At 72.0% G+C, this 12,249-nt stretch carries 10 protein-coding genes; 4 read left to right on the plus strand and 6 right to left on the minus strand.

Going from position 1 to position 12,249, the window contains the following annotated elements; translation table 11 throughout:
- Window positions 1–228 precede the first annotated feature (228 nt).
- Window positions 229–2,451: an NADP-dependent isocitrate dehydrogenase gene (locus tag ACFQ87_RS11120; protein WP_380610364.1), complete on the plus strand. Its 2,223-nt coding sequence runs from the start codon at window positions 229–231 to the stop codon at window positions 2,449–2,451.
- Between the two features lie 69 nt (window positions 2,452–2,520).
- On the opposite strand, the gene ACFQ87_RS11125 is transcribed toward ACFQ87_RS11120, so the two are convergent.
- The 5 genes from ACFQ87_RS11125 to ACFQ87_RS11145 form a co-directional block, all read right to left on the minus strand.
- Window positions 2,521–3,204 carry a hypothetical protein gene (locus ACFQ87_RS11125; protein ID WP_380610365.1) on the minus strand — a complete coding sequence of 228 codons (684 nt, stop codon included), beginning with the start codon at window positions 3,202–3,204 and terminating at the stop codon, window positions 2,521–2,523.
- A 69-nt stretch (window positions 3,205–3,273) separates the two neighbouring features.
- Window positions 3,274–3,912 carry a YdcF family protein gene (locus ACFQ87_RS11130; RefSeq protein ID WP_380610366.1) on the minus strand — a complete coding sequence of 213 codons (639 nt, stop codon included), beginning with the start codon at window positions 3,910–3,912 and terminating at the stop codon, window positions 3,274–3,276.
- Between the two features lie 99 nt (window positions 3,913–4,011).
- Complete coding sequence (locus ACFQ87_RS11135; protein ID WP_380610446.1) at window positions 4,012–5,034, minus strand: cytochrome c oxidase assembly protein; 1,023 nt, start codon at window positions 5,032–5,034, stop codon at window positions 4,012–4,014.
- 190 nt (window positions 5,035–5,224) lie between these two features.
- Complete coding sequence (locus ACFQ87_RS11140; protein ID WP_380610367.1) at window positions 5,225–6,439, minus strand: RNA polymerase sigma factor; 1,215 nt, start codon at window positions 6,437–6,439, stop codon at window positions 5,225–5,227.
- Entirely contained in the window at window positions 6,436–6,906 is a 471-nt protein-coding gene (locus tag ACFQ87_RS11145; protein ID WP_380610368.1) for a YciI family protein, read from the minus strand. The genes ACFQ87_RS11140 and ACFQ87_RS11145 overlap by 4 nt, the downstream gene beginning before the upstream one ends.
- A gap of 95 nt (window positions 6,907–7,001) precedes the next feature.
- Here ACFQ87_RS11145 and ACFQ87_RS11150 point away from each other — a divergent pair, with 95 nt between their 5' ends.
- Window positions 7,002–8,498 (plus strand): MFS transporter, encoded by a 1,497-nt coding sequence (locus ACFQ87_RS11150; RefSeq protein WP_380610369.1) that lies wholly within the window; start codon window positions 7,002–7,004, stop codon window positions 8,496–8,498.
- Between the two features lie 78 nt (window positions 8,499–8,576).
- Window positions 8,577–9,317 carry an SDR family NAD(P)-dependent oxidoreductase gene (locus ACFQ87_RS11155; RefSeq protein WP_380610370.1) on the plus strand — a complete coding sequence of 247 codons (741 nt, stop codon included), beginning with the start codon at window positions 8,577–8,579 and terminating at the stop codon, window positions 9,315–9,317.
- 55 nt (window positions 9,318–9,372) lie between these two features.
- Here the strand turns inward: ACFQ87_RS11155 and ACFQ87_RS11160 are convergent, their stop codons facing one another.
- A complete protein-coding gene (locus tag ACFQ87_RS11160) occupies window positions 9,373–9,876 on the minus strand; it encodes a DinB family protein (protein ID WP_380610371.1) in 504 nt (167 codons plus the stop codon).
- Window positions 9,877–10,024: 148 nt separating this feature from the next.
- On the opposite strand from ACFQ87_RS11160, the gene ACFQ87_RS11165 reads away from it, so the two are divergent.
- The gene (locus tag ACFQ87_RS11165; protein WP_380610372.1) at window positions 10,025–12,121 is read left to right on the plus strand and encodes an alpha-galactosidase; all 2,097 of its coding nucleotides are present in this window, start codon (window positions 10,025–10,027) and stop codon (window positions 12,119–12,121) included.
- Window positions 12,122–12,249 lie beyond the last annotated feature (128 nt).

Raw genomic sequence — 12,249 nt, forward strand, 5'->3', positions numbered from 1 at the left:
CGACCGCGACCCGAACAGTGCCCGACCGACACCTGATCCGGACGGCCCGGGAGCGCTCCGCTTGCCTCCCGTCCCGCCCCGGACCACGGTGGAGTCGGCCGTCGTCGCGGCCGCCGGAGCGCTCCCGGATCCGACCGGCGCGCACTCCGGGGCGGGGGGAGGTGGAGCGAGGGGCCCGGGACGAGATATCTTGACATCAAGACGTTGGAGACGTGAAGCGGAGTACCGATGACTGACTCGACCATCATCTATACGCACACCGACGAGGCTCCGGCCCTGGCGACCTACTCGTTCCTGCCGGTGGTCCAGGCGTACGCCTCGACGGCGGGTGTGCGGGTGGAGACCCGTGACATCTCCCTGGCCGGGCGCATCATCGCCAGCTTCCCGGAGCGTCTGACCGAGGCCCAGCGGATCGGCGACGCCCTGGCCGAGCTGGGTGAGCTCGCCAAGACCCCGGGCGCCAACATCATCAAGCTGCCGAACATCTCGGCCTCCGTGCCGCAGCTGAAGGCCGCCATCGCCGAGCTGCAGGCCCAGGGCTACGCCCTGCCGGACTACCCGGACGACCCGCAGACCGACGAGGACAAGGACGTCCGCGCCCGCTACGACAAGGTCAAGGGCAGCGCCGTCAACCCGGTCCTGCGCGAGGGCAACTCGGACCGCCGCGCCCCGCTGTCGGTCAAGAACTACGCCAAGACCCACCCGCACCGCATGGGTGCCTGGACCGCCGAGTCCAAGACCAACGTCGCCACCATGGGCGAGAATGACTTCGCGAGCACCGAGAAGTCCACCGTGATCGCCGCCGACGGCGCCCTGCGCATCGAGCTGCTCGGCCAGGACGGCACCACCACCGTGCTGCGCGAGAAGGTCCCGGTGCTGGCCGGCGAGGTCGTCGACGCCTCGGTGATGCGCGCCGCCGCCCTGAACGAGTTCCTGGCCGCCCAGGTCGCCCGCGCCAAGGCCGAGGGCGTGCTGTTCTCGGTGCACCTCAAGGCCACCATGATGAAGGTCTCCGACCCGATCATCTTCGGCCACGTGGTCCGCGCCTTCTTCCCGAAGACCTTCGCCAAGTACGGCGAGGTGCTGGTCGCCGCCGGTCTGAACCCGAACAACGGCCTCGGCGGCATCCTGGCCGGCCTCGACAACGTGCCGCACCTGGGTGCCGAGATCAAGGCCTCCTTCGAGGCCGAGCTGGCCGAGGGTCCGGCCCTGGCCATGGTCGACTCGGACAAGGGCATCACCAACCTGCACGTGCCGAGCGACGTCATCGTCGACGCCTCGATGCCGGCCATGATCCGCACCTCCGGCCACATGTGGGGCCCGGACGGCCAGGAGGCCGACACCCTCGCCGTGCTGCCGGACCACAGCTACGCCGGCGTGTACCAGGCCGTCATCGACGACTGCCGCGCCAACGGCGCCCTGGACCCGGCCACCATCGGCTCGGTCCCGAACGTCGGCCTGATGGCCCAGGCGGCCGAGGAGTACGGCTCCCACGACAAGACCTTCGAGATCGCGGCCGCCGGCACCGTCCGCCTGGTCGACGCCGAGGGCAACGTGGTGCTGGAGCAGGCCGTCCAGCCCGGCGACATCTTCCGCGCCTGCCAGACCAAGGACGCGCCGATCCAGGACTGGGTCAAGCTGGCCGTCACCCGCGCCCGCGCCACCGGCGACCCGGCGGTGTTCTGGCTGGACGGGAACCGCGCCCACGACGCCGTGCTGATCGAGAAGGTCAAGACCTACCTGCCGGAGCACGACACCACCGGCCTGCAGATCGAGATCAAGTCCCCGGTCGAGGCCACCGAGTTCACGCTGGAGCGCATCCGCCGCGGCGAGAACACCATCTCGGTGACCGGCAACGTGCTGCGTGACTACCTGACCGACCTGTTCCCGATCCTGGAGCTGGGCACCAGCGCCAAGATGCTGTCGATCGTCCCGCTGATGGCGGGCGGCGGCCTGTTCGAGACCGGCGCCGGCGGCTCCGCCCCGAAGCACGTCCAGCAGCTGGTCAAGGAGAACTACCTGCGCTGGGACAGCCTGGGCGAGTTCTTCGCGCTGGCCGCCAGCTTCGAGCACCTGGCCACCAGCACCGGCAACGCCCACGCCCAGGTGCTGGCCGACACCCTGGACCGCGCCACCGGCACCTTCCTCAACGAGGACAAGTCGCCGAGCCGTCGCCTCGGTGGCATCGACAACCGCGGCAGCCACTTCTACCTGGCCATGTACTGGGCCCAGGAGCTGGCCAAGCAGACCGCCGACGCCGAGCTGGCCAAGGCCTTCGACGGTCTGGCCAAGGTGCTGACCGAGCAGGAGCAGGCCATCGTGGACGAGCTGATCGCCGTCCAGGGCTCGGCGGTCGACCTCGGCGGCTACTACCAGCCGGACCCGGCCAAGGCCGCCGCCGTGATGCGCCCGTCCAAGACCTTCAACGAGGCGCTGGCCAATCTCGGCTGACGCCGGTCGGGTTGAAGCACCGGGAGGCCCCCGGGTCCGCTGCGGCGGGCCCGGGGGCCTCCCCGCGTGTCAGGCCGCCTCGGGGATTTCCCGGGCGGGCCGTCGCAGCAGCCGGGATTCGTGCAGCAGGATGGGCAGGCCGACGCCGAAGAACAGCGCCGGCAGGGCGACGACGCCGGTCCAGAAGACCCCCAAGGCCGTGCTGACGATGTCGTGGTCGGCGAGCTCACCGGTCGACGGGTCCGTCCACATGGTCGTCCGATAGCCGTCGCGGCGGTTCTTCTCGGTCGTGCGGACCTGCTCCCAGCTCCGGCCCCCGGCCGTCCAGGAGTAGGTGCAGTCGTAGACGTCGCTGGTGTCCTGGTAGTTGTCGATCACGACCGTCCGGGTGCCCGAGCGGTGGCAGCCGCTGAGGGTGACGGTCACCGACTGGTCGGTGCGCAGCCACTGTCGGACGTCCTGGACGACCTGGGTGGTCAGCGCGGTGTCGACGACGGTCGGCACCGCGAAGAACAGGAACACCATGAGGCCTGCGCCCGCCTCGGCCCAGCCCAGCGCCGGGACCAGGCCGAGCAGACCCACCAGCAGCGCCAGGCCGACCATCCAGGGGCGCGCGCCGAGCCAGGCCGGGTCGTCCAGCGTCCAGTCCCGGGCGGCCAGGCCGGCCACCACCACCGCGGTCGCGAAGGCCACCACGCTGACCGCGACGCCGATCCGTTGGAGCGGGTTCCACTCGTTCTCCGGTTGTGCCATGCCCGCCCCCCGCGCGCCCGGTTTCCGTCCTCGTACTGACGGACCGGGCGGTAAGATCCCATGGCCCGTTCAGGCCAGCCCGAGCACCACCCCGGTTCCGGTCAGCAACAGGAGGGCGGCGCCGTTGGCGCGCGGCAGCGCGAGCGCCGTGCCCACTGCCTCGCGCAGCAGCTGGTACGGGCCGTGCGCGAGCAGTGCGTCCGCGCCGAGCACCCGGGCGGGGGAGCCGGCCCGGCGGGCGGCCAGGGCGGAGCGGACGGTGTGGAAGCCGCTGGTGACCACCGTGCAGCGGTAGCCGGGGCGCTCGGCGGCCATCAGGGCGGCGCTGTTGCGCAGGTTCTCGACGGTGTTCACGGCCCGCTCCTCGCGCCGGATCCGTTCGGCCGGGACGCCCCGGGCGATCAGGTAGCGGGCCATCGCGGCGGCCTCGGTGCACTCCTCGTGCGGGCCCTTGCCGCCGGTCACCAGCAGCAGCGGCGCGTACCCGGCGGCCTCCTCGGCGGCGAAGCGTTCCAGCGCGGCGTCCAGCCGGGCCGCCAGGGTCGGCGCGGGCTCGCAGCCGTCCAGCGCGGCGCCCAGGACCACCAGGTAGTCGGAGCCGGCGGGCACCGGCCGACGGCGCTGGTGCAGCGCGCAGCCGAGGAAGCCGAGCAGCCAGAGCAGGACGTACCCGCCGAGCAGCACGGGCAGCAGGAACAGGGCGCGCATACCCGTCGAACGCACCCGGTGGGGACACCGTTCCGAAACGCCACGGAGCCCGCGTTCTCAGGGAGGAACGCGGGCTCCGGGAGGTCCGGTCGGGCGGTCTCAGCCGGCGTCGGCGGCCGGGGTGGCGGGGGTGACGGGAGTCGCGGGTGCGGCGGCGGTGCCGGCCGACCCCGGGCGCTGGCCGCGCTTGTTCAGCGAGGCCAGGTAGGCGTTGTACGCCTCCAGCTCGGCGTCGCCGCTGCGCTCCTCGGCGCGGTCGCGGCGACGGGCCTGCCGCTGCTCGGAGCCCATCCACTGGTAGACCAGGGCGATCAGCACGATCGCGGTCGGGATCTCGCCGAAGGCCCAGGTGATGCCGCCGGCCAGTTTCTGGTCCTCCAGGAGGTCCGTCCCGGGTGGTGCGCCCTGGACGGTGAAGGTGGAGACCAGCGGGTGGCTGGCCATCATCACCGCCACGCCGAAGAAGGCGTGGAAGGGCATCCCCATGAACAGCTCGATGATCCGCATCACATGGCCCGGGCGGTGCGGGCCCGGGTCCACGCCCATGATCGGCCAGAAGAAGGTCAGACCGGTCATGAGGAAGTGCACCATCATGAAGATGTGCCCGAGGCGGTACTGCATCAGGAAGTCGAACAGCGGGGTGAAGTAGACCCCGTACAGGCTCGCGATGAACATCGGGATGGTGAACGCCGGGTGCGAGATCACCCGGACGTACCGGCTGTGCAGCAGTGCCACCAGCAGCTCGCGCGGACCGCGCGGGCGGCCCTTGCCCGCCGGGCGCAGCGCGCGCAGGGAGAGGGTGATCGGGGCGCCGAGCAGCAGCAGGATCGGCGTCAGCATCGACAGCACCATGTGCTGGATCATGTGCGCGCTGAACAGCACCATGCCGTAGTCGTTCAGCCCCGAGCAGGTGACCAGCAGCAGGCTGCCGACGCCGGCCACCCAGCCGACCACCCGGCCGATCGGCCAGCGGTCGCCGCGCCGGTACAGCCGGACCACGCCGAACAGGTACAGCCCGAGCGCGACCAGGCCGCCGAGCAGGAACACCCAGTCCGGGGACCAGGTCCACACATTGGAGAGGGTGAACGGGCCTAGTCGGGTCATCCCGCCGTGGTGGTGCATTCCTGACATTCCGTCGCCCATCGGCGGGTCCTGCTTTCCGTCCTCGTGGTCCCTGGTGCGGGTCCGGTTCGCCCGTTTTGCTTGGCATACAGCCTAGGTGGGCCTTACCTCGGCCATACCGCCGCCCCCTCCGTACGGGTGGTCCGCGGCGGGGCAGGCGCCGGCCGTACCCGCCCTGCGGCCGCAGCCGTCAGGGCCGTATCCGCGCGGCCCGGGCCGACAGGAACCGCTGCTCGGCCAGGCTCGCGGTGGCCCGCGCCGCCCGGCGGTAGTGGTCGTACGCCCCGACCCGGTCGCCGGCGCGCTCCAGCAGGTGTGCCCGCACGGACAGCAGCCGGTGGTGCCCGGCCATCCGCTGGTCGGCGTCCAGGGTGGCCAGCAGGGCGAGGCCGGCCTGCGGGCCGGCCAGCTCGGCGAGGGCGACGGCCCGGTTGAGGGTGACCATCGGATTGGGCGCGATCCGCTCCAGGATCAGGTAGAGGGAGTGCACCTGCGCCCAGTCGGTCCCGGCGGCGGTGGTCGCGTCGGCGTGGGTGGCGGCGATGGCGGCCTGCAGCTGGTACGGGCCCAGCTCGGGGCTTGCCAGTGCGGCCTTGGCCAGCGCCGTGCCCTCGTCCAGCAGGGCGCCGTCCCAGCTCGTGCGGTCCTGCTCGGCCAGCGGAACCAGGTCGCCCGTGGCGGTGGTGCGGGCCGCCCGGCGGGCGTGGGTGAGCAGCATCAGCGCGAGCAGGCCGGTCACCTCGCCGTCCTCGGGGAGCTGGGCGTGCACCGTCCGGGCCAGCCGGATCGCCTCCCGGGCGAGGTCGGCGCGCTCCAGCTCGCTGCCCGAGGAGGCGGTGTAGCCCTCGTTGAAGATCAGGTAGAGCACGTGCAGGACGACCCGGAGCCGCTCGTCGCGCTCCGCGCCCTCGGGGAGGGTGAACGAGCTGCCGGCCGCCCTGATCCGCTGCTTGGCCCGGCTGATCCGGGCCGCCATGGTGGCCTCCGGCACCAGGAAGGCGCGGGCGATCTCGGCGGTGGTCAGGCCGCCGACCGCCCGCAGGGTGAGCGCGGTCTGCGAGGCCGCGGTCAGCGCCGGGTGGCAGCAGAGAAAGAGCAGGAGCAGGGTGTCGTCGGTGTCCGGCACGTCCTCGGGCACCACCTCGGCGGCGGTGGTCGCGCTCTCGCGCTCGCGGCGGGCGTGGTCGCTGCGGACCTGGTCCACCAGCCGCCGGGAGGCGACGGTCACCAGCCAGCCGCGCGGATTCTCCGGCACCCCCTCGTCCGGCCACTGGACGCTCGCGGCGAGGACGGCCTCCTGCACGGCGTCCTCGCAGCCCTCGAACCGGCCGTGCCGGCGTACCAACGTGCCGAGGACCTGCGGCGTGAGCTCACGCAGCAGGCCCTCGAAGTCCGGTGCTGTCATGCCTCCAAGTGTCCGTCGGAGAACATCACCTGACGCACCTCGACGCCCAACCCCTCGATCGCGGCGTCCGGGATCTGCGCGGCGAGCTCGATCGCCCGCTCCCGGTTCTCGCAGTCGACCAGGTAGAAGCCGCCCAGGAACTCCTTGGCCTCCAGGAACGGGCCGTCGGTCACCGCGGGCTGGCCGCCCCGAACGGTGACCACCGCGGACTGGGACGGGTCGACCAGTGCCTGGGTGAGGATCAGCTCGCCGGAGGACTTCAGCGCCTCGATGAACCTGCCGTGCCCGGCGCCGATCGCCGCCTTCTCCTCGTCGGTCAGCGCGTCCAGCACGGCCGGGTTGATGTGCAGGCCGATCAGGAACTTCATCGCGTACTCCTCGTCGTGGGCGGGCCCCGACTGGGCCCTTCGACCGTCGGTCGGAGCCGCCGCCGCCTTCTTGACATCCCCGGCCGAGAAATCTCCCACGAGTTCTCCGCCGTCACACCGCTCACCGATGTCAAGAAGCCCCGGGCCGCTCCGACCACCCCGCGACAACGTTTCCGAGGAGAGGAGTCGCCGGGATGGACGTCACCCGGGCACGACTGGGACTGGCCGTCCTGATGCTGCCGACACTGCTGGTCGCGATGGACGTGACGGCGCTGTTGCTCGCCCTTCCACGGCTGAGCGCCGACCTGGGCGCCGACGGCGTCCAGCAGCTGTGGATCAGCGACAGCTACGGACTGATGGTGGCCGGTCTGGTCATCACCATGGGCACGCTCGGCGACCGGATCGGCCGCCGACGCCTGCTGCTGACCGGTGCGGCGGCCTTCGCGGTGCTGTCGGTGGTCGCCGCCTTCGCGGTCGACCCACTGATGCTGATCGTCGCGCGGGCCCTGCTCGGCGTCGCGGGCGCGACCCTGGCGCCGTCCACGCTCGCCCTGATCACCAACATGTTCCGGGACGGGCGGCAGCGCGGGCAGGCCATCGCCGTCTGGGCCACCTGCCAGTTCGCGGGCGGTGCGCTCGGGCCGGTGTTGGCCGGGTTCCTGCTCCAGCACTTCTGGTGGGGGTCGGTGTTCCTGGCCGCCGTCCCGGCGATGGCGGTGCTCCTGATCGCCGGGCCGTTCCTGCTGCCGGAGTTCCGCAGCGAGGCGGCCGGGCGGCCGGACCCGGCCGGGGTCGGGCTGTCGCTGGTGGCGGTGCTGCTGGTGCTGTACGGCGTCAAGCAGCTGCCGGTCGAGGACGCGCCGCTGGTCCCGGCGCTGGCCCTGCTCGTCGGCGCCGCCGTCGGGTACGCCTTCGTCCGGCGGCAGTTGGGGCAGCAGCGGCCGCTGCTGGACCTGCGACTGCTGCGCAGCCGCCCGTTCACGGCCGTGCTGGTCTCGCTGGTGCTCGCCGGGGTCGCGATGGCCGGCACCGGCCTGCTGGTGACCCAGTACCTGCAGAGCGTGCTGGGCCACTCGCCGGTCGCCTCCGCAGTGCTGTTCGCCCCGATGGGCCTGGGCGTGGCGGTCGGCACCACGGCCGCGCCGTGGCTGGCCCGCCGGATGGACGACACCACCGCGATCGCGGGCGGGCTGGCCTGTTCGGCGCTGGGTGGCCTGCTGCTGGTCGCCGCCGACGACGGTCAGGGCTCGCTGCCACTGGTGATGAGCGGCATCACGGTGCTCGCCCTGGGCACCGGACCGCTGTTCGCCCTGGGCACCGGGCTGGTCCTCGGCTCGGTGCCGCCGGAGCGGGCGGGCTCGGCGGCCTCGATGTCGGAGACCGGCAACTACTTCGGCGGCTCGCTCGGCTTCGCGCTGCTCGGCACGGTGGCCGCCGCGGTCTACCGCGCCCGGGCGGGCGGCTCCGACTCGCTGGCGGGCGCCGTCGAGGCCGCCCGGCACCTGCCCGCCGAGCAAGGCGCCGAACTGCTCCGCGGTGCCCGGGCGGCGTTCACCGCCGGGCTGCACGTCAACGGGCTGATCGCCGCAGCGCTGTTCGCCGGGCTGGCCGTGCTGACCCTGGCCATGCGCTCGGCGAAGCGGCCGGCGCCGGAGGAGCCGTTGCCGAACTACCAGGCGGCCCGGCCGTGAGGGCTTGAACCTGACACCGGTGTCAGCTCATACCGTCGGTGTGCGACGAACGCGGTAACCACGAAGGGGGAACGAGGGATGAGCGAGCTGACCGGCAAGGTGGCCCTGGTGACCGGCGGCAGCCGGGGCATCGGCGCGGCGGTGGCCAAGCGGCTGGCGGCCGAGGGGGCGGCGGTGGCGCTGACCTACGTCAGGGCCGAGGAGCAGGCCCGGCGGGTGGTCAAGGAGATCGAGGCGACCGGCGGCCGGGCGCTGGCGATCCGGGCGGACCTGGTCGAGCCGGACGCCGCCGCGCGGGCGGTGGAGGAGACCGTCCGCGAGCTGGGCGGCATCGACATCCTGGTGAACAACGCGGGCTTCCTCACCTACGGCCCGCTCACCGAGGTGTCGGTCGAGGAGCTCGACCGGGTGCTCGCCGTCGACATCCGCTCGGTGTTCCTGGCCGCGCAGGCGGCCGCCCGGCACATGGGCGGGGGCGGGCGGATCATCAGCATCGGCTCCTGCTTCAACGGGCGCGTCCCCGGTGCGAACTTCGTCCTCCAGGCGACCGCCAAGACCGCGCTGACCGGGCTGACCAAGGGCCTGGCCCGGGAGCTCGGCCCGCGCGGGATCACCGCCACCATCGTGGACCCGGGCCCGATCGACACCGACATGAACCCGGCCGACGGCGACTCCGCCGACTTCCAGCGCGGGCTCACCGCCCTGGACCGGTTCGGCGAGGCCGAGGACATCGCCGCCGCGGTGGCCTTCCTGGCCGGTCCCGGTGGACGCTACGTCACCGGCACCGCCCTCGCGGTGGACGGCGGCTACACCGCCTGAGCGCAGGGCCCGGGCGGGGCGGCGGCTTCGGTCGCCGCCCACAAGTAGCCCGGGCTCAGCTGCGGTTGTGGTCCCCGGTCGCGCCGTCGGTGAGTTCGCGCAGGATGTCCATGTGTCCGGCGTGCCGGGCGGTCTCGGTGGTCATGTGGATCAGCACCCAGCGCAGCGACACCGTCCGGCCCGACCAGGAGGTGCCGAGGGAGTCCAGCTCCAGCCGGTCGATCGCCTCGTCGGCGGCGGCCCGGGCGCGGGCGTAGAAGGCCAGCACGTCCGCCGTCGACTCGTGCGGCTCGATCCGCAGGTCGGAGCTCTCGTCGGAGTCGAGGTCGAACGGCAGCGGTCCGGTCTCCAGACCGAAGGTCTCGCGGAACCAGCCGAGTTCGGCGCCGCCGAGGTGCTTGACCAGCCCCAGCAGGTTCGTCCCCGAGGGCGTCAGCGGCCGGCGCAGCTGCTCGTCGTCCAGGCCCTCGACCTTCCACAGCACCGCGTCGCGGTGCCGGTCGAGGGCCGCGTGCAGGCTTTCCTTCTCTCCGCCGGTGAACGGCACGATCTTGATCATGGCCGGGACGGTACACGACGAACGGACGCTCACCCCCCGGAAAGTGCTGTTGTGTTGAATCTTGTGGGTTCCTGATAGGTGCAATATCGTATGGCACCCTCGCCCTGCCCTCATACAGGGCTCACTCACCCACTCGGGAAGCCCCCACATGCGCAGAACTCCACATCGCGTCGTCGGCATACTCGCCGCCACCGCCCTCGCGGCCTCCGGCCTCAGTGCCGCGGCACTCGTCACCGCCACTCCGGCCGCCGCCCTCGGCAACGGCAACGCCCTGACTCCGCCCATGGGTTGGAACTCGTGGAACAGCATCGGTGCCTACGTCACCGAGAGCGAGATCAAGCAGACCATCGACTTCATGTCGGCCAACGGCCTGGTGCAGGCGGGCTACGACACCGTCACCGTCGACGACGGCTGGTCGATGCGCCACCGGGACGGCCAGAGCACGGACTTCGCCAAGACCGCCGACGGCGCCATGCAGCTCTACGACAACAACGGCAATCCGGTCAGCGGCACCGACGGAGGCGGGAACGACACCACCAGCGGCCACCTGTTCCCGGAGCCCAACCAGTTCCCCGCGCAGACCGTCGACGGCAAGACCGTCAACGGCATCCAGTACCTGGCCTGGTACGCCCACAGCAAGGGCATGAAGTTCGGCCTCTACGCCACCGACACCTACACCACCTGCCAGGGCCACCCCGGCAGCCTCGGCCACGAGACCACCGACGCCGCCGACTTCGTCTCCTGGGGCGTCGACTTCGTCAAGTACGACGACTGCCCCTACGGCCCCACCATCTACGGCCCCGACGGCTACGCCTACTACCCGCAGGGCGAGGGCAGGGAGCTCACCCAGTCCATCTACGCCCGAACCCAGACCTTCCAGCGCGCCCTCGACGCGGCGACCGGTGCCGCGGGCAAGCCCAAGGTCACGCTCAGTCTGTCCGCGCAGCCCGCGCACACCGGCATCCCCTACCTGCTGAACGCCGGCGACCCGGCCCGGACCGATCCGCTGATCACGGCCGCCGGACCGACCCCGCCGCACCAGGCGCCCGGCTACTCGCCCACCGGAATCTGGTGCGGCCAGGTCGCCAACATGTGCCGGATCGGCGGCGACCGGGACAGCGAGCTGGACGGCGTGCTCTACAACGGCCAGCTGCAGACCGCACTGAAGTACCCGGGCAACGTCCACCCCGGCAGCTGGAACGACCTGGACATGATGTTCGCCGGCTGGCAGGACCCGAACGGCGTTTGGGGCGTCACCGACACCTACAAGGGCAACAAGCCCTTCACGGACGACGAGTCGCGCACCGAGCTGTCCGTACTGTCGATGATGGCGGCCCCGCTCATCTCCGGCGCGGACCTGCGCACCGCCGCCGACTCGCAGCACACCGCGAACGGCTACACCTGGTCCACCGGCATCAGCTCCTCCGCGCTGTCGCTCCTCAAGAACCGCGACATGATCGCCGTCGACCAGGACAGCCTCGCCAAGCCCGCCACCCTGGTCGGCAACCCGCCCTCCTCGCCGACCGCCCCCGTGGTCCTCAAGCGCCAACTCGCCAACGGTGACATGGCGGTGGCGCTGATCAACCAGGACCCGAACAACTGGGCCATGATCAGCGCGAGCTTCGCCGACCTCGGCCTGACCGGCTCCGGCTACGGCTACCGGGAGCTGTGGACGGGCGCCACCGGCACCGCCACCGGCTCCGTCGGCGGCAACTGGATCGCCGCGCACGGCGTCGCGCTCTACCGCCTCACCGGCGCGGGCACCGGCACGGGTGGCGGCACCGGAGGCGGCCGGGCGAGCGTCGTCGGCGACGGCAAGTACCACGCGATCAGCGCGGGCGGCACCGCGGGCCAGGCGCTCGAAGTCCAGGGCGGCTGCAACGCCCCCGTCGGCGGCAACTCCGGCATCAACGCCTACCAGAGCGGCAACGCCGCCCAGCAGTGGATGTTCACGGCCAACCCGGACGGCACCGCGACCATCACCGACAACTGCTACACCGCCGCCCAGGCGCACACCGTGCTCGCCGGCGGCAACGGCGTCGGCAGCGCCTACCTGCTCAACCCCTCGGCCAACAACCCCTGGCAGAAATGGAAGGTCACCCAGAACGGCAGCGGCGCGCTCACCATCACCAACGTCGGCAACGGTCTGACACTGGACGTCGCCGGTACCGCGGCCGGCTCCACGGGCATGACCAACCCGGCCAACCCGGCTGCGGCCGGCCAGAGTTGGACCCTCCTTTCTTGATCTTCATCGTCCGTTCACGCCGTTCACGGCGGAGGGGCACCCAAAGGTGGGCGGGGCCAGACAAGTAACCTCTTGGTGTCTTGTCGTTGCGACCTTACGCGTTGGCTGTCCTCCCCCCCCCCGTCTCA

Source organism: Kitasatospora sp. NPDC056531 (assembly GCF_042794375.1).
Classification (GTDB): Bacteria; Actinomycetota; Actinomycetes; order Streptomycetales; family Streptomycetaceae; genus Kitasatospora.

Coding starts and splice junctions, on each gene's coding strand:
- ACFQ87_RS11130 (WP_380610366.1), bottom strand. CDS start 3,912: ATGCGCGCCCTGTTCCTGCTGCCCGTGCTGCTCGGCGGGTACGTCCTG.
- ACFQ87_RS11150 (WP_380610369.1), top strand. CDS start 7,002: ATGGACGTCACCCGGGCACGACTGGGACTGGCCGTCCTGATGCTGCCG.
- ACFQ87_RS11140 (WP_380610367.1), bottom strand. CDS start 6,439: ATGACAGCACCGGACTTCGAGGGCCTGCTGCGTGAGCTCACGCCGCAG.
- ACFQ87_RS11120 (WP_380610364.1), top strand. CDS start 229: ATGACTGACTCGACCATCATCTATACGCACACCGACGAGGCTCCGGCC.
- ACFQ87_RS11135 (WP_380610446.1), bottom strand. CDS start 5,034: ATGCACCACCACGGCGGGATGACCCGACTAGGCCCGTTCACCCTCTCC.
- ACFQ87_RS11160 (WP_380610371.1), bottom strand. CDS start 9,876: ATGATCAAGATCGTGCCGTTCACCGGCGGAGAGAAGGAAAGCCTGCAC.
- ACFQ87_RS11155 (WP_380610370.1), top strand. CDS start 8,577: ATGAGCGAGCTGACCGGCAAGGTGGCCCTGGTGACCGGCGGCAGCCGG.
- ACFQ87_RS11125 (WP_380610365.1), bottom strand. CDS start 3,204: ATGGCACAACCGGAGAACGAGTGGAACCCGCTCCAACGGATCGGCGTC.
- ACFQ87_RS11165 (WP_380610372.1), top strand. CDS start 10,025: ATGCGCAGAACTCCACATCGCGTCGTCGGCATACTCGCCGCCACCGCC.